Raw genomic sequence first — 21,231 nt, 5'->3', positions numbered from 1 at the left:
CCCAAGGTCCGGTGGAAGCGGCGTCCGAAGCCTAGCACGCCCATGCGGTCCGTTCAGGGTCGTCAAGAGGCCATCCGTTGTCGCGGGGCGGGAAGTAAAAGACAATGCCTGTAACCGGGGTATCCGGTGTTCCCTGTCCCGTGGCGCCGCCGGCGTCTCGATCCGCGAGAAAAGCATGCCGTTTCGTTCCGCGTCCCTGCTCGCCTGTGCGCTCGTCTGCGCCGCGTCGTCTTCTTTCGCGCTCGCCGCGGCCCCGCAAAAACCTCCGGTCGTCCACGTCGATCCCACCGCGGCGAAGCTGCCCCCTGAGCGGGTCAAGGAAACCGTCGAGAACTACAAGCGGTGGCTCGACGCCCTGGAGGCGCGAGATGTTGCGCCCGCGGTCGTCACCGCGGTCATCGTCGACGACAAGGTTGTCTATGAACGGGCCATCGGCTATGCGAACGCGAAGACGAAGGAACCCGCCACGCCGGAAACCGTGTTCCGCCTGGCCTCGCTCTCGAAGGCATTCGCCACCGGCGTCACCGCCGTGCTGGTGCGTGCCGGGTTCCTCAGCTGGGACACCAAGCTGATCGACACCATTCCCTATTTCAAGCTCAAGGACATGCAGGCCGCCCAGCAGGCCACCGTCCGCGACATCCTGGGGCAGCGACTGGGCCTGCCGCGCAACACCTACGACGCGATGCTGGAAGCCGATGCGCCCTATGAGGAACTCGTGCGCAAGCTCGACGAGGTCGACCTCTCGTGCAAGGTCGGCGAATGCTACGGCTACCAGAATGTCGCCTTCAGCATGATCGGCGACGTGATCTTCGCCCAGACCGGCGACTACTTCTTTCGCCAGGTGGAACGGCGCATCTTCACGCCGCTGGGCATGACCACCGCGAGCTACGGCCGCGACGCGCTCGAATCCAGCAAGAGCTGGGCGCGGCCGCACCGCGGCACGCCCCACCACTGGGTGCCGTACGAGCCCAACGACAGCTACTACCGGGTGGCTCCCGCAGCCGGCGTGAACGCCAGCCTGCGCGACATGGAGCAATGGCTGATGGCGCAGATGGGCGCACGCCCCGACGTCCTGCCCACGCAGGCGCTCGACGTGCTGCATGCGCCGGAAGTGTCGACCCCTTCGGAAGAACGCTCCCAACCCTGGCGGCGCGCGCGCGTCACCGATGCCCACTACGCGCTCGGCTGGCGTGTCTTCAAGTACGCCAACGAAGACCTCGTCTATCACGCGGGCGCGGTATCGGGTTATCGCACGATGATCGGCTTCTTCCCGAAGTACCACGCCGGCGTCGTCACGATGTGGAATGCCGCCGGCCCGGTGCCGGGCGGACTCATGCCCATGGTGTTCGACAGCTTGCTCGGCTTGCCGCACGTGGACTGGGCCGGCGTCGACGGGCCGGTACGCGACGTTCCGGTGGCGAAGGCCGCGGCGGCCGCTCCTGCGAAGGCCAAGGCCGGCTCGAAGAAGGGTGCGACCAAGAAGAAGACGGCGAAGAAGAAGCCCTGATCGGGCACTGCGTCTGGTGGGAAGCGCGCCCGCTCGCGAACGGGACTTCGCGGCACACCCTTCGCGCGCGAGCGCGCTTCCCACAAAAACGAAAACGGCCCTCGCGGGCCGTTTTCGTTTTTACCTGCCGAGGTTGAACTGCAACCTTCGCCGCAGCGTCACCGCCATCGGCTCGCCATTGCGCGTGGCCGGCTTGTACTCCCAGCGGCTGACGGCGTCGATCGCCGAGCGATCGAAGACATGCTTGGGCTGCGAATCGACCACCGTGACATTGCCGACGGTGCCGTCGGTACCCACGGTGAGTTCGACGTCGACCCAGCCTTCCTGGTTCGCGCGCATCGCCGCGGTCGGGTAGCGCGGGCTCACCTGGCGTACAAGGACGGCGTCGCTGATCGCGTCGGTCTCGGCCGCCGCCGGTCGCGGCGCAGGTGTCGCGGGTCGGTTGGCGGGCGCCGCCGGCTGCTGCTGGGCGGTAGTGCGTGCCGCCTGTTCGCGTGCCGCGGCCAGGCGCTGCGCCTCAGCCGCCTGCTCGGCCTGCTGCTTCGCCGCCGCTGCGGCGTTCTGCTGGGCGAGTTGCTGCGCCTTTTGCGCATCGACGGCCTGCTGCTGTTCGCGATCGAGCGTCTTGCGCTGGGCATCGAGTTTGGAGCGCAGGATGGTCAGCGTGTAGTTCTCCGGGTCCGCCTTGGCGAGCAGGTCGATTTCGCGCTGCGCTTCGGCAAATTCACGCTGGTTGATCGTCTGCTCGGTGGCGGCGGCACCATAGGAGAAGGTTTCGCGCAGGGCGTCGGCGGCCACCGGGTTGCCCGGCTGCTTCTGCAGCACCTTCATATAGAACTCGAACGCGTTGTTACCCGCGGGGGCGACCAGTCGTTGCTCATTCATGGCGGTGCGGGCTTCGGCCAGGAGCTGGTCGACGCTGAGCGCATCGACGTTGGCCGGCGGGGCTTCACGCGTCGCCGCGGTTTTTTGCGCTGCGGTAGGACCGGGCGAGATACCGGCCGATGCATCGCGATATGGTTTGATGATCAGGAACCACGCTGCGATGGCGAGGGCCACGACGATGGCGACGACGGCAAGCGTGACGGGATTGACGGCGCCGCGCGCGAGGCGGCGCGAGGAAAGGCGATGACGGGTATCCATGGCGGTTCGGAACGGACTCCGCTGACGCGCGCCCCTCTATGGCTTGACGCGGAAGACCCCCCGTCCCCCGCAGCGCGATGTGGCGACAAGGTAACCGTAATGGCCGCGTGAATCCAGTTCGCCCGCCTAGGAGCTTTTCCCGGACCCCAAACGAACGACCCCGGCGAGGCCGGGGTCAAGTCTTCGAAGTGACTCCCCGCGCTGGGCACCGCGGGGAGCTAATTCGCTAAACGTACTTTCTTATTGGAGGTAACGCTTACTTGGCCTTCGGCGCCTTCGGGGCCTTGGCGGTCTTGGTCGCGCGAACCACCTTGGCGGCGGCGACCTTCTTCGAAGCAGCCTTGCGCGGCGAAGCCTTGCGCGTGGCCTTCTTGGCGGGGGCCTTACGTACGGCCTTCTTCACCGCCTTCTTGGCGGCAACCTTACGGGTGGACGTCTTGCGGGCGGCCGTCTTGCGAGCGCCCTTCTTCGCAGCGGCCTTCTTCGCCGGCGACTTGCGGGTAGCAGCCTTACGGGTCGCGACCTTGCGGGTCGAGGCCTTCTTCGCCGGCGACTTGCGGGCGGCGGTCTTCTTCACGGTCGACTTCTTGGCCGCCTTGCGGGCGGTTTTCTTGGCAGTGGATTTCTTGGCAGTGGCCATGGTTCGTCTCAGCTCCTCATCAGTTGGCAGTGGTTGCCCAGTAAAAGCGTGGAGGAACGCTTCGACCAGCAGGTCGCTGTTCGTAGCGTGCCTCAAATTGTTCACTTGGCGGCGAGTACGTTCATCGGAAAGCAGGCGGAGCACATGCAGCGGAATCGAGACTGTGATCTTGCGAACCGACCCCGCTTTAGAACCATGCTCCACATACGGCCTGATGAATTTTCCTGTTTCCATTCCGGGTTCCCCGTCGATTGACGCAAAAGCTATTCCTGAACATTTCCGCTGTCAATAAATTTTGGCACTAAATTGAAGACGTTGCGGACGGATAGCAGCGACTTGAGGCGACCTCGGAACGCGCCTCCACTCGTTTCGCGAACCGCATTTGCATCGCCGCGACACCCGCGACTAAACACACGCGCATCGCAAACGGGTTCAGCAAACCTCATAAATAAAGGCATATTTCGTTCGTCGTGGGAAACGGTGCGCGTTCGCGAAGGCGACGGACGACGTGCGTCGGCGACGCCCGAAAAACTCCCGCGCGGTCTCGTTCCGGGGGATGAACGGAGTTCAACTGGGGGCGAAAAAAAAATTTCCCCGGACCCCCTCCGGAACAAAAAAAATGCCGGTCGAGGACGACCGGCATCGGATTCGGGCTTGCCGAAGGGGATCAGTGATCGTCGTTTTCGGCGACCTCGGCGTACTCGTCGGGCTTGAGCAGACCGTCGAGTTCCGACTTTTCGGTGATCGTCAGCTTGAAGATCCAGCCACCTTCGTAGGGGTCGCTGTTGATCGTTTCCGGTGCGTCGGCAAGAGCCTCGTTCACCGCGATGACTTCGCCCGACACCGGCGAGTAGATATCGGACGCAGCCTTCACCGACTCGACCACGGCGACGCCGTTGCCAGCCTGGACCGTGCTGCCCACTTCCGGCAGTTCGACGTACACCAGGTCGCCAAGCGCTGCCTGAGCATGGTCGGAAATACCGACAGTCACAGTGCCGTCACTCTCGACGCGGACCCACTCATGGGACTTCGCAAACTTCAGATCGCCAGGGATTTCGCTCATGGGACGGGGCCTCGTTCTGTTCGGTACGGGTGCGGGAAAGGGATGTTCGATTGTACCGGTAAGTGGCTCGCTGGAAAGCGGGCCTGGGCACACGCTGTACGTATAAGCGCCTTGGTGCCCACCGGCTTGGAGGATGTTCCCCCACGCCGAGGCGTGAATTCACCGACAGAAAGCCGTGGGCGTTCGGGACTACCTTGTGGTCGCGGAGCGCCCCTGACCCCGCATCGATTTCGCCTCCCCCATTCGCGGCGAACCACCCCAGCGAAACCATCGCAGCATCCAAGACGGAGTTCCCATGAAACGGATTCTCAAGACCCCCCTGATCGCCACCGCCCTGGCTTTCACCTTCTCCGCCCCACTGCTGGCCAAGGAAGTGGCCTCAGTGAGCGAGGCCCGCCAAGAAGCAGCACGCACCGTGGCGTCGCTCGTCAACGACGAAGCCTTCGGTAGCGCCCTGCGCGATCAGCTGGATCGCCAGAACGCCGCCATGCTCGCAGACGTGCTCCGAGACTACGCTTCCGGTCGCGCGGAAAATTCTACCTCGGACGCGCTCGCCGACATCGACGACCTGGAGCGACAGGCGATCCGCCTGCGGGGCCTCGACGGTTTCCTCGATGACCTTTTCGATATCCGGGTTCACGGCGTCGCCAAGGGGCAGGCCGTGTCCAGCGTCCGCGGCATGTGGACGGGCACGATCGTGAAGCACAAGTCAACGGGGCAGGAAGAACTTTTCGCATTCGATGGCTCCGGAACGGAACACCGTTTCCCGCTGGACGAGGCTCCCGACGTTCCGATGCTCCTCGTCGAATCCGAGAACGCTCAGGTAACGCGGGCCGGCATCCAGGTCATGAACTCGGTGATGCAGCGGAACGGCTTCCAGAACCTGTCGGCGAAGAGTTCGCGGCGATCCGCTGAATCCGAAGAGCTGACCCTCCTGCAGGCGATCTATCTGGAAGAGGATATGGAGCCGTACGAATGGAAGGGTACCCCGGAAATCTTCGCCGTGGTGTCCGGCATCGGCCCCGATGGCAAAGCTCAGGTCATCACCAAGCAGATGCCCTGGCTGGACACAGACAAGAAATGGTTCACCCCGAAGAATGGCAATGGACTGGACCTGATCACCTGGCGGGACTTCGGTACCAACTATGTGAACGTCGAGTTCTGGGAAGAAGACGGCGAACTGAACTTCCGTGATCTCGCACTCGGCATCATCGACGGCGCCGGCACCTTCGCAAACCTGCTAGCGCCGGGAGTGCCGACGGCACTGGTGACGGCAGGTGTCCGCCTCGTGGCGGACCAGATCTTCAACGTCCTGAACAAGGTGAACGAGAAGCCGGACTACATCGATTCGATCTATGTGATCGAACGCGGCGGCAACTACGGGACGATGGCAAATCCGCTGACTGGATTCAGGGGTTACGCCAAGATGGTCCTCAAGCCTTATGAAGTGAAGGGCTCGTCCCTCAAGGACAACGTGTCCAAGGTAGACGACGACAAGGTCCACTGACCGAACGGGAAAGGGCGGCCTCCCGCCGCCCTTTCCCGACGACCCACGAGAAAAGCGGAACTCAGTCCGCAATACCCGGCATCGGCTGTCCATCGCGCACGAACGGGAACTTCACCACGCGCACGGGCACTTCGCGGCCTCGGATGTCGACACGCACGTTGTCGATCTCGCCGGCCGGCACGCGGGCGAAGGCTACCGACTTGCCCAAGGTCGGCGCGAAGCCGCCGGACAGGATCTCACCCTCGCCGGCGGACGTGAGCACCTTCTGGCCGTGGCGGAGCACACCCTTCTCGTCCATCACGAGCCCGACCATGGCACGCGGCACACCGTCGGCCTTTTGCTTCTCGAGCGCCCCGCGCCCGATGAAGTCGCGCCCCTCGTCGAGGGAGATCGTCCAGGCGAGCGCGGCTTCCCAAGGCGTTACCGTCTCGTCCATGTCCTGACCGTAGAGGTTCATGCCGGCCTCCAGGCGTAGGGTATCGCGCGCGCCGAGGCCCGCCGGGGCGACACCCGCTTCGTGCAGCAGCTTCCAGAGTTCGACCACGCGCGCGTTGGGAACGACGACCTCGAAGCCGTCTTCACCGGTATAGCCCGTGCGCGCGAGGAACAGCGGCATGCCGTTCGGCCCTTCGATCTCGATGGCGGCGAACTTGCCCAGCTTGCGCGCCTTCTCGCGTACGTCTTCCGGAAGGAGGCCGATGAGCTTTTCACGTGCATTCGGACCCTGCACGGCGATCATGCCGAACTCCGGGCGCTCGCGAACCGTGACGCCGAATGGCGTGGCCTGCTTCTGAATCCAGGCCAGGTCCTTGTCGCGGGTGGCGGCGTTCACCACCAGGCGGAAAAAGTCCTCGCGAAGGAAATAGACGATGAGGTCGTCGACCACGCCGCCGGTCTCGTCGAGCATGCAGGTGTAGAGCGCCTTGCCCGTCTTGGCCAGCTTGTCGACGTTGTTCGCCACGAGCTTGCGGAGGAACTCGCGAGTGCGGTCGCCGTTGAGGTCCACCACGGTCATGTGCGACACGTCGAACATGCCGGCGTCCTTGCGCACGGCGTGGTGCTCCTCGATCTGCGAGCCATAGGCGATAGGCATGTCCCAGCCGCCGAAATCGACCATGCGGGCGCCCAGCTCGCGGTGGGTGGCGTTGAGTTCGGTCTTCTGGGTCATCGGCATACCTTGCGCGGATTGGGGGGCGGGAACAGCCTCCCATTATCCGGCCGCGCGGTGCCGAAGGCCAATGGGCACCAAGACAGGGTGCCGCCGACTCCTGCTAGCCTTGCCCTCCATGGCGACGGCTTCCTTCCCCGGCTCGGCGACTCTTACCCGCGACGAGGGCGGCGCGCGGCTGTCCCTGGCCGGCGACTGGACGCTATCTCATTACCCGGACCTGCAACGCCGGGCCGTCGAGCTGGCCGGCTCGTTCGATGCCGGCGTAGCCGTCGATATCGCCCGCCTGGGCGCCATGGACACAGCGGGCGCCTTCGTCATCGCCGAACTGCTGGGCAGTTCGCGAACCCAGGCGCTCGCCCAGGACGAGGCCCTCCCCCCGGCCCGGCGCGCGCTGCTGAAGACCGTCGGCGACGCGATCGACACCTATTGCACTGGAGTGAAGCGCCCCCGCGATGCCGGTTTCGTCGTGATGCTCGAGCGCATCGGCAAGGCCGTGCAGGGTTTCTGGAAACAGACCACCAAACTGCTCGCCTTCATCGGCATGACCTTGCAGGGGTTCCTCGCCACCGTGTGGCGTCCGCGCCGCTGGCGGGTGACCTCCCTGGTGTCGCACATCGAGCAGACCGGCCTCGACGCCGTTCCGATCCTCGCGCTTCTCTCCTTCATGGTGGGTTGCGTCGTGGCCTTCCTCGGCTCCACCGCGCTGGCAAGCTACGGTGCCAGCGTCTTCACGGTCGACCTGATCGGCTTCGCCTTCCTGCGCGAGTTCGGTGTATTGCTTACCGCGATCCTCCTCGCCGGCCGCACGGCCAGTGCCTTCACCGCGCAGATCGGATCGATGAAAGCGCGGGAAGAGATCGACGCCATCCGTACGCTTGGCCTCGACCCGGTGGAACTGCTGGTGCTCCCGCGCGTACTCGCCCTGCTCATCGCGCTTCCCCTGCTCACCTTCCTGGCGATGATCGCCGGGATCGTCGGTGGTGCGGTGGTGTGCATGGCGGTATTGAAGATGTCGCCGTCGATGTTCCTCAGCATGTTCCAGGCAGACATGTCGCTCAGGCAGTTCCTCGTCGGTATAGCCAAGGCGCCGGTGTTCGCGTTCATGATCGCCGTGATCGGCTGCATGGAAGGCTTCAAGGTGTCCGGCAGCGCGCAGTCCGTCGGCGAGCACACCACGTCCGCCGTGGTGCAGTCGATCTTCGTGGTGATCCTGCTCGACGCGCTGGCCGCCCTCTTCTATATGGAGATGAACTGGTGACCGCCGAGACCGTCATCGAGGTGCGCGGGCTGGTGAACCGCTTCGGTTCGCAGACCGTGCACGAGGACCTGAACCTCGACGTCTACCGCGGAGAGATCATCGGCATCGTGGGCGGCTCGGGCACCGGCAAGTCGGTGCTGCTGCGGACCATCGTCGGCCTGGTGCGCCCGGTGGCGGGCGAGGTCCGCGTGTTCGGCGAGAACCTGCTCGCGCTGCCGGAAGAGCGGCGGTCGCAGGTGGAGCGGCGCTTCGGCGTGCTGTTCCAGAGCGGCGCGTTGTTTTCGTCGTTGACCGTCGCCGAGAACGTGGCCCTGCCGCTGGTGGAGCACGCGGGCCTTCCGCGCGTGGATGCACAGCGGCTCGCCGGGGTGAAGCTCGCGCTGGCCGGCCTCCCCGTGGACGCCGGTCGCAAATATCCGTCGCAGTTGTCGGGCGGCATGATCAAGCGCGCGGCACTCGCCCGGGCGCTTGCGCTGGACCCGGAAATCCTCTTCCTCGACGAGCCGACCGCAGGCCTGGATCCCATCAGCGCCGCGGCCTTCGACAGTCTCATCGTCACCTTGCGCAACGCCCTCGGACTCACCGTTTTCCTTGTGACCCACGACCTCGACACCCTCTACTCCACCTGCGATCGCGTCGCGGTGCTGTCGCAGCGGCGCGTCCTCGCGGCCGCCCCCATCGACGAAGTGGCGAAAACGGACGACGCATGGGTGCAGGCCTATTTCAACGGACCGCGCGGCCGCGCGGCCACATTCGCCGCCCACAAGGGCGGCGGCTAGGGAGCCAATCATGGAAACCCGCGCGCACCACATCCTCATCGGGCTCTTCACCGTCCTCGTCGTGCTCTTCGGCCTCGGTTTCGGCGTATGGCTGGCCAAGGCGCATTCCGACCAGGAATGGAACTACTACGACGTGGTTTTCAACGAGGCCGTGACCGGCTTGTCGCGAGGAGGCGCGGTGCAATACAACGGCATCCACCTTGGCGACGTGACGCAACTGCGCCTGGATCCGGAAGACCCGCGGCGCGTGCTGGCACGCATCCGCGTGGCGGGCGACACGCCACTGCGGCAGGACACGCATGCAAAGCTGGGCCTCACGGGCGTAACCGGCGTCGCGATCATCCAGCTGTCCGGTGGATCGCCGGGCAGCCCGTTGCTCGTCGGGCACGACGGCGAGGTGCCGAGCATCGTGGCGGATCCATCGCCGCTCTCGCGCATCCTCGCAAACGGCGAAGACCTCATCACCAACATCAACCAGGCGGCGGCGCGGGCCAGCCAGCTCCTGTCGAAGGAAAATGTGCACGCGATCGAACGCACGCTCGACCACCTCGACAAGACCACGGGCGTCATCGCCGACGAGCGCGAAGACATCCGCTCGTTGATCGGACAACTCGCGACGGCGACGCGCCAGGCCAACGAGACGCTCGCCGAAAGCCGCACGCTGGTGCACAACGCCAACGGCCTCGTGGAGGGCCAGGGCAAGGCCACGCTGGAAAGCGCGCAGCGCGCCATGGCATCCCTCGAACATTCGATGGCCACGATCGACCGCCTGCTCAACGACAACAACGACGCGCTCAACGGCGGCGCGGCCAGCCTGGGGCAACTGGGTCCGGCCTTGCACGAGTTGCGCGACACGCTGGGTTCGCTGCGTTCCATCACCCGGCGCCTCGACGAGAATCCGAGCGGCTACCTGTTCGGTCGCGAGAACACCAAGGAGTTCACCCCATGAGCCGTGCCCGCCTCGCCGTTCCCCTGTTATTCGCATTGCTCACAGCCTGCTCGATCCTGCCGAAGGCGGAGACGCCACGTATCTATACGTTGCCTGCGTCCCCCGGTGCCCGGCCGGCCGCGGCCACGCCGGTAGACTGGGCGTTACGCATCGCGTCGCCGAATGCACCACGCGTCCTTGAGAATTCCCGCATCGCAGTGGTGCCCGAAGCCAACACGGTCACGGTCTATGCGGGCGCGCGCTGGTCCGACACCGTGCCGAAGCTCTTCCGGAACCGGCTGGCCGATGGCTTCCGCGACAGCGGCAAGGTGCCGGCCCTCAGCACGGACGACAGCGACCTGGCCGCCGACTATGAGCTGGGTGGCGCACTCGCTGCCTTCCAGACCGAATATGTCGGCGGCAAACCCGAGGTAGTCGTGCGCTTCGACGCGGTGCTCGCCGATACCCACAAGCACCGCATCGTGGGCAGTCGCCGCTTCGAGGTGCACGAACCGGTGGACGGCAAGGAAGTACCGCGCGTGGTAGAGGCGTTCGGGCGGGCGATGGACAAGGTGACCGAACAGACCGTGGGCTGGACCTTGCAGACCGTGCCGGCGAAGTGATCAACCGCGCCCCTGTGGGATGGGTCTTGCAGACCATGCTGGCGAAGTGATCAACCGCGCCCCTGTGGGAGCCGCTTCAGCGGCGATCCCGCGGCAGCGGGCAAGCTTGTCGCGAGCACCCTTCGCCGCTGAAGCGGCTCCCACACCAATCGTCTCGTGCCTTGATCGTCAGTTCTTTATCGAACGGAAAGTCAGGTTGATACGCGGCCTGTCGACGCGCTTCCGCGCTGGCAACTCGTGCTTGTAGAGGTGCTGCGTCGCGCCGCCCATGCGCAACAGGCTGCCGTGCGTCAGCTCAATCGCAAAGGGCTCGCCGCCCGCCTTCGCGCGGAACCGGAACGTCCGCTCCGCCCCGAGGCTCAGGGATGCGATCACCGGATTCTTGCCAAGCTCCGGCTCATCGTCGCTGTGCCAGCCCATGCGATCGCTGCCGTCGCGATAGAGATTCGCGAGCACGCTGTTGAATGAAGCACCGCAGGCTTCGGACACGCGGTCGCGCAACACCAGCAACTCGGGCATCCACGGATGCGGCACGAAGCGCGTACCCGAATAGCGATAGGTGGCGTCGGCGTCACCGATCCATGCGCTGAGCCGCGGTGAGTCCACCACGCGGCCGAACATCCGGATGCGATGCACTTCCCATGGAAGCGAATCGCGAAGGACATCCAGCAGACGGTCGGCCTCCGCACGGGGAAGCCAATGCGCCGAGAACCTGACGTCGGCGCCTGGCAGGTCGATCCGGGTGCCGTCGAGGCTCAGGTGGGCTCCACCGGATAGGTGGGCTCGGCATCCAGCGACGAAGCGCACACGCCGGCCAGCTCAAGCAGGCGGAGGTCGGAACCGCGCGCGCCCACCAGTTGCAGCCCGATCGGCATGCCGTTGGGCAGCGTTCCCATGGGGATGCTGACCGCGGGGCACCCGGCGAGGCTGGCGAAGCCGCAGAGGTCGGCCTGCGACGCCGGTACGGGGCCATCCAATGGAAACGCGCCTTGCGGTGTGGTGGGTAACACCAGGACATCCACCTGGGCGAAGAGCCGGCGCATCTTCAGCGTGGCGGCATCCAGAACGAGGTCGGCGGCGGCGTAGTCGGCAGCGGATTTCTTCGCCGCGAATCCGACCATGTCGCGGAAGCCGGGCGAAACCGGATAAGCCTCGTCCGCCAGTTCGGTGGCAAAGGTGTTGAGCATCTCCGCTTCCATGAGCAACAGCCCCGCGCGGCGAGTGCGGGCAAAATCCCAGTCGGAGAAGTCGACGGTGCGGCGTTCGCCGAGTTCGCCCTGCAACTTCGCCAGGGCCGCATCGAAGACGTCGATCACGTCCTTCTCTACCCCCACCGCGGCGAGGTCCGGCAGGAATCCCGCGCGCAGGTTGCCCGGCTCCCAGTCCGGCGGCGAGAACGCAACGCGCCGGCGGCGCGAGCGCGCGTCGTCCGCGTCGTAGCCCGCCAATGTCTGCAACAGCACGGTGAGGTCGTCGACCCCGCGCGCCAGCAGTCCCACCGCATCGAGCCTGCGCGCCGCGGGAACGAGGCCACGAGCGGAGATTTCGCCATGCGTGGGTTTCAGCGCATAGACGCCGCAATAGCTGGCGGGCACGCGGATGGAGCCCAGGGTGTCGGACCCGATGGCCGCCACCGCGAGGCCCGCGGCCACCGCCGCTGCCGCACCCCCGGATGAACCGCCCGCGGTGTAGCCGAGTCGATGCGGATTGTGCGTCGCACCGTGGAATGGATTGTTCGTGGTGAGGCCGAGGGCGCCCTCGTCCATGTTCGTCTTGCCCAGCAGCACGGCGCCAGAGGCCCTGAGCCGGGACACCGCATGAGCGTCCTGCTCCGGAACGACGGTACGGCGGCGCATGCCGGCGCGGGTCGGTACGCCGGCGACGTCGAAGTTGTCCTTGATGGCGAGCGGCAGACCGTCCAGCCGGCCGATGACGCCGTCGCGCCGGCGGCGATCCGCCGCCAAGGCCTGCTCCTGGATCAAGGAGACGCTGAAGTCGACGTACGCGTTCAGGCGGGGGTTGAGACGCTCGATGGCGCCCTGGTACACGTCCGAAAGGGCCTGGGGCTGGACCCGTCCTATGGCGAGCCAGTGCAAGATCTGCAACAGCGTGGCGCGGCGCATGTCGGTATCGGCGACCGGCGGCATCGTATTCATGAACTCTCCTTTGCGCCGATTATGAACGCGACATGTGAAGATCGTGCAACCCTAGGGGACCCTCTGAGCGTTTGAAACAGCTATTTGCCCCGCTCCCGGCGAAGCCGGACAATACCGGGTTGATTCCGCAGCCAGCCGTTGAGTGAGCCAGCCATGAGCGAACGCGAAACCATGGAATACGACCTCGTCGTCGTCGGGGCGGGCCCCGCCGGCCTCGCGTTCGCGATCCGTACGAAGCAGCTCAATCCGGAGGTGTCGGTCTGCGTGATCGAAAAAGCCTCCACCATCGGCGCGCAGATCCTCTCCGGCGCGGTGATCGAGCCGGGCCCGCTCAACCGCCTGCTGCCCGAATGGCGCAAGGCGCCGCCGCCGGTCTGCGTACCGGTGACGCAGGACGAGTTCTGGTTCCTCTCGGGCCCGGATTCCGGCACCAAGAGCCCCATCACCCCGCCGCAGATGCACAACCACGGCAACTTCATCGTCAGCCTGGGTGCCCTTTGCGCATGGCTGGCGCCGCAGGCCGAGGCCCTCGGCGTCGACGTGTTCCCCGGCTACGCCGCCGCCGAGGCCCTGATCGACGACAACGGCGCCGTCGCCGGTGTGCGCATCGGCGACATGGGCATCGCGCGCGACGGCACGCACAAGCCCGGCTATACGGAAGGCATCGACATCCGCGCCAAGGTCACGGTGCTGTCGGAAGGGTGCCGCGGTCATATCAGCAAGGCGCTGATCAAGCGATACGACCTGGACGCGAACAGCGACCCGCAGACCTATGGCATCGGCCTGAAGGAACTCTGGCAGCTGCCGCCGGGACGGGGCACGCCGGGCAAGGTGGTGCATACCCTGGGCTGGCCGTTGCCGAGCGACGTGTACGGCGGCAGCTTCCTGTACCACATGGACAGCGACCGCGTGGCGGTCGGCTTCGTCGTCGGGCTCGACTATCCCGATCCGAACTTCTCGCCGTTCGAGGCCTTCCAGCAGTTCAAGCACCACCCGAACGTAAAGGGCCTGCTCGAAGGCGGCAGCATCGTTTCCGCGGGCTCGCGCGCCATCATCGAAGGCGGCTGGCAGTCGCTGCCGAAGGTGGAGATGCCCGGCGCCATCCTCATCGGCGACGCCGCCGGCCTGGTCAACGTGCCGAAGATCAAGGGCACCCACCAGGCCATCGCCTCGGGCATGCTCGCCGCGGAACACCTCATGGCCACGCAGTTCGACCCCGCCGGCTGGGACGCCAAGCTGCGCGCATCGGCGATCATGGGCGAGCTGAAGAAGGTGCGGAACATCCGGCCCGGCTTCAACAAGGGCCTGTGGTGGGGCCTTGCGAACGCCGCGTGGGAAACCGTTACCGTCGGCCGTTCGCCGTGGACCCTGAAGAACCATGCCGACTGGTCGGCGCTCGGCAAGCTCGACACGTACGAGGCCCCGAAGAAGGAATACGTGGAGCGCACGCTCGCGCCGCGCGACCGCCTCGCCAGCGTGTACTTCGCCGCCACCGAGCATGACGAAGACCAGCCGGTGCACCTGAAGGTGGCCGACACGAACATCTGCATCGAGCGCTGCACGGTGGAGTACGGCAACCCGTGCCAGCGATTCTGCCCTGCCGGCGTATACGAGATCGTGCAGGACGACGCCGGACGCCGGTTGCAGATCAACGCGGCGAACTGCGTGCACTGCAAGACGTGCGATATCAAGGATCCTTATCAGATCATCACCTGGGTGACGCCTGAGGGCGGGTCTGGGCCTAATTATCAGAATCTTTGATGGATATCGGTTGGAAGCTGCGGCGGATCGGGCATCTGATCCGGCGATTGAGGGGCAGCATCGCGATGCGCGGCTGGCTTGGAACCTGGCGCCGGATGGTACGGGATAGTCGCGTCGACGATTCCCGCCTTGCTAAGGACAGCATTTCGGTCGTGGTGCGGGCGCCCGCGGGCCGCCAACCACACCGCCAGATTCTGATCGTGGAAACGATGACGCCCGACCCGACACGCGACTCTGGATCAATGCGGCTCTGCCACATCTTCGAACTGTTGAACGCGGACGGCTGGTTCATCAATTTCATCGCGGACGACGACGACGCCACCTCACTCGATGTCGCGCGTCTGGCTGGACTTGGCGTACAGGTACATCGTAGCCGGATAGCCCCATGGCTGCGCGAGCATGGTTCTTCGCTCGACGCCGTCATGCTCTGCCGCCTCCCGGTGGCGGACCAGTATCTAGCCCTGACACGCCAGCTGGCGCCCCGCGCCCGCGTAATTTTCGATACCGTCGATCTTCATTACATACGCGAGCAACGCGCTGCCGCGCTGACCTCGAACCCCGCCCTCTCCCGCCAGGCCAGTCGCTCACGCGAACGGGAGCTTGCGATGGTGCAGCGTGCCGATGTGACGTTGGTAGTGAGTGGGCACGAGCGCGACATCCTGATCACCGAAGCGCCGCAATCACGCGTTGAACTGGTAAGCAACATTCATCATGTCGCTGGCCGCTCGAAACCTTTTGCTGCACGCAGTGGATTGCTCTTCGTCGGTGGTTTTGGCCATCCGCCGAACGAGGATGCGGTTCGCTGGTTTGCTACGAATGTGCTCCCTCTCGTACGGAAACGCGACCCGTCTATCGTTTTTCACGTAGTTGGTGACATTGACGGCGCAACGCGGCGTGCTATTGAGTGCGATGGAATGATGGTGCACGGCCGTGTCGCCGACCTCGGACCGTTGCTCGCCGCGTGCAGGCTTTCCGTCGCCCCCCTGCGGTTCGGTGCAGGCGTGAAAGGCAAGGTCAACCAAGCCATGAGCCATGGACTGCCTGTTGTCCTCACCACGCTTGCGGCGGAAGGCATGTATCTGCAGGATGGCGTCGACGCACTGATCGAAGATGATGCCGGAGCAATGGCCGAAGCCATAGATCGCGCCTATCACAACGAAGATCTCTGGATGCGGCTTTCGAATACAGGCATCGAGAACGTGCACCGACATTTTTCTACAGAGCGCGCACGAGAAGCGCTCCGCCGGGCCATGGACGAGCCACTCTCATGAGTTCCTTCTCCCGCCGTACCTTGCGCAGCTTCCTGCATTTCCTGAGTCGGTATCCCGCACTCAAACGCCTGATTGTTGACCTTATCTACCGCTTTCCGGCACTCGATACGAGACTGCGAACTGTCGCACATCGCGTCATCCACCCGGAAGCGGTGCTCGATGTCGACGCCAGCCGCTTGCCGGAAGCAAGCCGAAGGGCCTTCGAGCGAATGCGCAGAGACCCGCGCCCATGAAGATACTGATCGACATGCAGGGAGTGCAGACCGATAGTCGTCATCGCGGCATCGGTCGTTATTGCTTCGCAGTGACCCAGGCTTTCCTCGAGGCCAGCAGGCACTCCCACGAGACGACGCTGTTATTCAACGCGGCACTCGACGGTGTAGATGAAGCCATCGAAGTATTCGCCAATGCGGGCAAGAAAGTACGTCGCCGCGCGGTAGGCCCGATTCGCAACACGTCATCCGACAATCGAATCAACGACGCGCGGCGCAGCGCTGCCGAACATGTCTTCACTCATTCGCTCAATACGGAGAACGCCGACGTAGTCTGGCTGGGCAGTGTCGTAGAGGGATTCGCGGACGATGCACTGGTGCCACACTCGTCACCGGATGCGTTGACCGTGGCGACCTTGTACGACCTAATCCCCCTACACGACCCGGAATACCTCGGCCATGCACGGGCGCGTGAATGGTACATGCGCAGGATCGAAGTCCTAAAGCGCTGCGACGTGCTCCTCGCCATCTCGGAATGGGTACGTAGAGACGCTATTGATCAACTTGGTCTCGATCCCGATCGGATCGTCTCGATCGGTGCTGGCGTAGATTGCCGTTTCATCGCACCCCCGCCAGGTACCGATCACACTGTCTATCTGCGCGAGAAGTTCGGCATTACCCGCCCTTTTGTGATGTACAACGGAGGATTCGATAAACGTAAAAACGTCGTCGCGCTCGTCGAAGCCTATGCATCGCTTCCAGTCGCCCTGCGGGAGAAACACGTCCTGGTGATCGCGGGTCGCATTGGCCCTTTGCTGGCCGAGCGATTCGCCGAGATCATGGCGACGTTACGCCTCGGCTCTGACGACGTTGTTTTCACAGGTTTCGTCAGTGATGATGACTTGGTACGTCTTTACCAGACTTGCGCTGTCTTCGTTTTTCCATCGGAGCGCGAAGGTTTTGGCCTTCCCCCGCTGGAAGCCATGGCTTGCGGCGCGCCAACTCTCGTTAACGATGTCACCAGTCTGCCCGAAGTGGTCGGAGAGCCCGAAGCGCTCTTCGATGCCAGTGCGCCTGGCGCAATGGCGGCGCGTATGGAAGCCGTGCTGAGCGATACCGCACTCGCGACGCGGCTACGGCACAGCGGACTGAACCGAGCTCTGCAGTACACCTGGGACGCAGTCGCAAATCGGGCCCTGACGGCAATGGAATCTCATGCGTCCCGAAGTCGCAGACACCGTAAGGTTACAGCTCCGAGTGGATTGCTTTCGTTGCCCCTCTACAGGGTTAATGCAGCCAACGTTGTCACCACGTTACCCTCGTTACGGCAGTGGCCGGGCCATGTCCTTTGGTCGGGTCCACTTCCAGACGTAGCGCCCTCCGCACCGGCAGACCGATACCGCCTGGGCGGCTATGCGCGCCTTCGTGACGAGGGTCATTCCACGGACTGGCTCGCCCTGCTCGAACAGGATGCGATCGGCGTCATACAGGATGATGGGGTCTCCGAGGACATATTGACTGCCCACCTCGACAACTTGCGCAGCACGCATCCCTTAGCCCGCCAGCGAGCGGTGGAACACGTCATCTCTACGGACATAGCTCCGTCGCTGAGCGATGATGACCTGGCTTGCGTGGCGGACGCACTCGTCCGCGCTACTCCCGGTCAATATACCCAGTGGCTTGTCGACGTCACCCACATTGCGTCAAACGATATTGGCACGGGGGTTCATCGTGTCGTTCGGTCGATCCTGCGTGAGTGGCTGCTCCATCCACCAGAGCATGTGCGGGTCGAACCCATCGCGTTCCGGGACGGCCGGTTTCATTACGCGCACGATTACGCGTGCCAGCTCGTGGGAGTGGAGGTAGCCGAGCACCTACCTTGGGACCTAGTCGCTATCACCGGTAACGAGGTGTATATCGGCCTGGATTGGACAATGGAAAGTCTTCCATCCAGCGCCGCTTTACTGCGTACCTGGCGTAGGGCGGGAGTACCGTTGCACTTTGTCGTGTACGACCTCCTACCCCTGACCATGCCCGAGGCGTTCCATGCCCAATCACGCGAGAGCTTCGCAAGGTGGATGGAGACGATCGCCGGACTTGGCGATGTCTTGCACTGCATTTCGCGCACTACCGCGAACGAGGTCGCCCGCTGGCTCGAGGGTCATAATTCGACTTCGTCGCCTGCCATCATGACGTTCGAGCTTGGCGCAGACGCGGATACTGCCCGTGAGGAGGGTAAGCTCGAAGCCGCACTAAGTGAAGCGATGGCCACGCGCCCATCACTGCTCATGGTGGGCACCTTAGAGCCTCGCAAGGGACACGCTCAGGTGCTCGAAGCCCTGGAGTTGCTCTGGGAATCAGGCGCAGACGTCAATCTGGTGATCGTAGGCCACCACGGTTGGCTTGTGAAAGACCTCGTCCAACGTCTCGAAAGGCACCCAGAGCGCGGTAAGCGGTTATTCTGGCTCAACGAAGCCGATGACCGCACACTGGAAGCGGTGTATCGCCGGGCCACAGCGCTCGTCGCCGCTTCTTATGGGGAAGGTTACGGGCTGCCGCTCATCGAAGCCGCGCAAAGGGGAAAACCCGTCATCGCCAGGTCGCTGCCGGTCTTTCACGAAATCGTGGGCGAGTACCCATCCTACTTCGACACGGAAGGTGCCGATGGCCTGGCGACACACATTGCTCGCTGGCTGGCTCACCGTCCGCAGCCAGGTGCCCGGCCAGTCGGGCGAACATGGAGTCAAAGCGCAGCGTTACTGCAGCACGCGGTAATGTCATTCAATCATACCAACACCGTCTTTCGCTGAGCCTCACCGAGCATCATGGCGTAAGGTCGATACGCCTCAATGAGATCCCAAGCACACGTCCGTCAGAATTCATCCCCAGGGCAAGTGGGGAGGTGGCGGCGGGAACGTCGATCTGAAGTGCGACAACACTCTCCCCTCGAGGAATCGCCATCACCAACTCATGTTCACGCCCGTCGACAAGGGTCGTCGAGGCCGTGATCGTGGGGTGGTCTGTCATGTGCATAGAGACTGCTACAGGACGATCGGATGAAGCGGCAAAGGCGATAAAACGAATGACGACCTTGCACCCCACTTCGATGCACGTCAACGTCGCAGGCAAGTCCAGCTTCGCCTGTGCCTTGGACCAACGATTGACCGGCTCGACTGGATTCCAGCCATCTCCAAGGACAAGGCGCGCGGCATTAGCGTCAGCAGCGATATCAATAGGATATCGAATCGCAGACAGGAGTTCGGACTGCGCACGTATGCGCCCCCTTGCCCCCGCATAGGTCGGCTTAAGCGATACCACCGCAAAATATCTACGATCGTCAACGTCGAAATACGGCGAACTACGCAAGGTGGCGATTGTGGCAGCGTAACGCTTCTTTGTCTCATCAGCACAATCCGACGATACTTTGCCGGCACGAAGTTCCGAAGATCGATCCAATGAGGTATTGGGTGCACACGGCCAGAAATGGGCACTGGCGAGCAGATCCACGTATGGAATGACCACCTGATCGCCGGTGCCACGCAGCAAGAATTGTCCTATCGACACAACCGCCGTCGGTTCAGCCGGGTCGCCAAGACGCAGCATGTCTATCGGCCAGCTGGCCGCCGCCTGCTCGGCGTTCTTATCGCCACCAGCATTGAAGGTGACGATATTCAGGCGGGCCGCTGCATATGCCGCAAGAAAGTCGTTCCCATACGGCGCAAAAGCGACTATCGGCCCTACGTGGGCATCACGGAGCGCGCCGACCCATTCATTGTCAATGGAAGTCATCATCGTCCGGTAGAACTGACCTGCGTGAAGAGCACGCACCGGATGTGGAAAGAACAGAATAACTAGACTGCCAATGATTGCGTAGGCGAGAAGCGGACGGCCCAGCAGCCCCCTCCCCAGGGCCATGACCAATAGTATCCAGCACGCAAGATAGCCGAGGGCCGCCCAGCGATACGAGGCGCGCATGAGTCGGAAACCCGGAACGTGCGTTGACAAGAACGCGGTCCCTGTCGGAGCCACCGCGGCATCGGCAGGCATCAGGACCTCGTACGGATCCTTACTGGCCTTGCGCGAGTCGATTTTCAGGGAAGGCCCCAACGACAAATACAACGCAAGTACCGCTATCGCAACGAGTGTTCCAGTCAGAGCGTGACGCCTCAATCGCCACGCGGCGACCGCGGCGGCAAGCAACAGCGGCGCGGCGAAGGTGGTCGTCCACACCGATGCATCACCGTAGAAGCTATTCACCGTGCGCGGCGAAGAAGCATGAACAAGATCCCACAACCAGAATCCGCCCTGACTGGGAATTAGCGCGAAAGTTACGTCCATGCCCCAGGCGCGAAACATCTCCAACGGGGCCGCATCGTATACACCGCCGCGAACGTACGCCTTGTACGCCAACAATGCGATGCCAAATGCGACGACGTGCAAAGGTACGACTCGCCAAAAAACGTGTCGCCGGATGTCTACCGTGCGATGGCTCATTAGCGCGCCTGCTACCAGCGCACCCGCGCCAACAGCAAACATGACGAAGGTGTACCCATCCATGAAAGCTGCGACGAGGGCAGAGAATACGAGCAGTGCAATGCCAGGCCTGTCGACGACATCGATAGAACGCAAGGTCCCCCAGAGGTACGTCGGCATCAGTGCCATGCCGAGGCTCAACATGCTGTAATCGACATGTGCCCAGACCATGGGCATACACAGCCAAAGAATGGCGGCACAGACAGCCATATACCGAGAAACACCAAGTCGCAGACTCATTGCCATCGCACCAGCGAAGGCGATAACAAGCCAGGCGGCTATCATGCTCGTGTAGGCATCGGCGGGCGATAGCCCTAGTCGTATGAACCACGCACATGGAATTGCGCCCGCCAACCCAAACGATATGGAAGCCGGTGCCGGATAGCCAAAATTTTGCGCGTGGATTGCGAACGGGCCAGCATTGGAGAACGACTGCGAAAAGCTCGTCGTCCAGAGAGCCTGACCGAGCGTTGGCGCGGTGACCCCGGGAACGGCCCCGTACACTACCAGCACCAATGCGAGCGCAACGAGCACAAATGTGGCGTATGCAAGCCATTGCTTTTGGGATTGCATCATCGCAAAGTTTCCAGGTAGGGAGTCTGGCGACGCAGACTTAATCCGATGCCCCAGGCCAGTGTGTCAGCACCGATAGCGACGACGCGCGTCGCCAGTACAGCAA

General features: G+C 63.7%; 17 protein-coding genes. 10 read left to right on the top strand and 7 right to left on the bottom strand.

The window, feature by feature from the left end:
- Positions 1 to 175 precede the first annotated feature (175 nt).
- The gene (locus ACPYOD_RS15960) at positions 176 to 1,507 is read left to right on the top strand and encodes a serine hydrolase domain-containing protein (RefSeq protein ID WP_481302699.1); all 1,332 of its coding nucleotides are present in this window, start codon (positions 176 to 178) and stop codon (positions 1,505 to 1,507) included.
- 120 nt (positions 1,508 to 1,627) lie between these two features.
- On the opposite strand, the gene ACPYOD_RS15955 is transcribed toward ACPYOD_RS15960, so the two are convergent.
- From ACPYOD_RS15955 to gcvH, 3 genes are all read right to left on the bottom strand, one after another.
- Complete coding sequence (locus ACPYOD_RS15955; RefSeq protein WP_481302698.1) at positions 1,628 to 2,650, bottom strand: energy transducer TonB; 1,023 nt, start codon at positions 2,648 to 2,650, stop codon at positions 1,628 to 1,630.
- 256 nt (positions 2,651 to 2,906) lie between these two features.
- A complete protein-coding gene (metJ, locus tag ACPYOD_RS15950; RefSeq protein ID WP_481302697.1) occupies positions 2,907 to 3,524 on the bottom strand; it encodes a met regulon transcriptional regulator MetJ in 618 nt (205 codons plus the stop codon).
- Positions 3,525 to 3,957: 433 nt separating this feature from the next.
- Positions 3,958 to 4,353 (bottom strand): glycine cleavage system protein GcvH, encoded by a 396-nt coding sequence (gene gcvH / locus ACPYOD_RS15945; RefSeq protein WP_481302696.1) that lies wholly within the window; start codon positions 4,351 to 4,353, stop codon positions 3,958 to 3,960.
- A 295-nt stretch (positions 4,354 to 4,648) separates the two neighbouring features.
- Between gcvH and ACPYOD_RS15940 the strand changes: the two genes are divergently transcribed.
- Entirely contained in the window at positions 4,649 to 5,860 is a 1,212-nt protein-coding gene (locus ACPYOD_RS15940) for a DUF3103 family protein (protein ID WP_481302695.1), read from the top strand.
- 61 nt (positions 5,861 to 5,921) lie between these two features.
- Here ACPYOD_RS15940 and gcvT read toward each other — a convergent pair whose 3' ends face one another.
- A complete protein-coding gene (gene gcvT / locus ACPYOD_RS15935; RefSeq protein ID WP_481302694.1) occupies positions 5,922 to 7,028 on the bottom strand; it encodes a glycine cleavage system aminomethyltransferase GcvT in 1,107 nt (368 codons plus the stop codon).
- 118 nt (positions 7,029 to 7,146) lie between these two features.
- Here gcvT and ACPYOD_RS15930 point away from each other — a divergent pair, with 118 nt between their 5' ends.
- From ACPYOD_RS15930 to ACPYOD_RS15915, 4 genes are read left to right on the top strand one after another with little or no spacing between them, the layout of a single operon-like run.
- The gene (locus ACPYOD_RS15930; RefSeq protein ID WP_481302693.1) at positions 7,147 to 8,289 is read left to right on the top strand and encodes an MlaE family ABC transporter permease; all 1,143 of its coding nucleotides are present in this window, start codon (positions 7,147 to 7,149) and stop codon (positions 8,287 to 8,289) included.
- Entirely contained in the window at positions 8,286 to 9,068 is a 783-nt protein-coding gene (locus tag ACPYOD_RS15925) for an ABC transporter ATP-binding protein (RefSeq protein ID WP_481302692.1), read from the top strand. The genes ACPYOD_RS15930 and ACPYOD_RS15925 overlap by 4 nt, the downstream gene beginning before the upstream one ends.
- Positions 9,069 to 9,078: 10 nt before the next feature.
- Complete coding sequence (locus ACPYOD_RS15920; RefSeq protein ID WP_481302691.1) at positions 9,079 to 10,017, top strand: MlaD family protein; 939 nt, start codon at positions 9,079 to 9,081, stop codon at positions 10,015 to 10,017.
- The gene (locus ACPYOD_RS15915) at positions 10,014 to 10,619 is read left to right on the top strand and encodes an ABC-type transport auxiliary lipoprotein family protein (protein ID WP_481302690.1); all 606 of its coding nucleotides are present in this window, start codon (positions 10,014 to 10,016) and stop codon (positions 10,617 to 10,619) included. Before ACPYOD_RS15920 ends, ACPYOD_RS15915 begins: the two co-directional genes overlap by 4 nt.
- A gap of 168 nt (positions 10,620 to 10,787) precedes the next feature.
- Here the strand turns inward: ACPYOD_RS15915 and ACPYOD_RS15910 are convergent, their stop codons facing one another.
- Together ACPYOD_RS15910 and ACPYOD_RS15905 are read right to left on the bottom strand one after the other, a co-directional pair.
- Positions 10,788 to 11,426 (bottom strand): alpha-ketoglutarate-dependent dioxygenase AlkB family protein, encoded by a 639-nt coding sequence (locus tag ACPYOD_RS15910; protein ID WP_481302689.1) that lies wholly within the window; start codon positions 11,424 to 11,426, stop codon positions 10,788 to 10,790.
- Positions 11,375 to 12,775: an amidase gene (locus tag ACPYOD_RS15905; RefSeq protein ID WP_481302688.1), complete on the bottom strand. Its 1,401-nt coding sequence runs from the start codon at positions 12,773 to 12,775 to the stop codon at positions 11,375 to 11,377. Before ACPYOD_RS15905 ends, ACPYOD_RS15910 begins: the two co-directional genes overlap by 52 nt.
- 153 nt (positions 12,776 to 12,928) lie before the next feature.
- Between ACPYOD_RS15905 and ACPYOD_RS15900 the strand changes: the two genes are divergently transcribed.
- From ACPYOD_RS15900 to ACPYOD_RS15885, 4 genes are read left to right on the top strand one after another with little or no spacing between them, the layout of a single operon-like run.
- Positions 12,929 to 14,536 carry an electron transfer flavoprotein-ubiquinone oxidoreductase gene (locus ACPYOD_RS15900; protein ID WP_481302687.1) on the top strand — a complete coding sequence of 536 codons (1,608 nt, stop codon included), beginning with the start codon at positions 12,929 to 12,931 and terminating at the stop codon, positions 14,534 to 14,536.
- A complete protein-coding gene (locus tag ACPYOD_RS15895; RefSeq protein WP_481302686.1) occupies positions 14,536 to 15,807 on the top strand; it encodes a glycosyltransferase in 1,272 nt (423 codons plus the stop codon). Before ACPYOD_RS15900 ends, ACPYOD_RS15895 begins: the two co-directional genes overlap by 1 nt.
- Positions 15,804 to 16,040 carry a hypothetical protein gene (locus ACPYOD_RS15890; RefSeq protein WP_481302685.1) on the top strand — a complete coding sequence of 79 codons (237 nt, stop codon included), beginning with the start codon at positions 15,804 to 15,806 and terminating at the stop codon, positions 16,038 to 16,040. Before ACPYOD_RS15895 ends, ACPYOD_RS15890 begins: the two co-directional genes overlap by 4 nt.
- Positions 16,037 to 18,829 (top strand): glycosyltransferase family 4 protein, encoded by a 2,793-nt coding sequence (locus tag ACPYOD_RS15885; protein WP_481302684.1) that lies wholly within the window; start codon positions 16,037 to 16,039, stop codon positions 18,827 to 18,829. The genes ACPYOD_RS15890 and ACPYOD_RS15885 overlap by 4 nt, the downstream gene beginning before the upstream one ends.
- A gap of 13 nt (positions 18,830 to 18,842) precedes the next feature.
- On the opposite strand, the gene ACPYOD_RS15880 is transcribed toward ACPYOD_RS15885, so the two are convergent.
- Complete coding sequence (locus tag ACPYOD_RS15880; protein ID WP_481302683.1) at positions 18,843 to 21,128, bottom strand: hypothetical protein; 2,286 nt, start codon at positions 21,126 to 21,128, stop codon at positions 18,843 to 18,845.
- Between the last annotated feature and the right edge of the window lie 103 nt (positions 21,129 to 21,231).

It is taken from the genome of Luteibacter sp. HAY1-4A (assembly GCF_056755355.1).
This window is presented reverse-complemented; position numbering and strand designations above follow the sequence as displayed.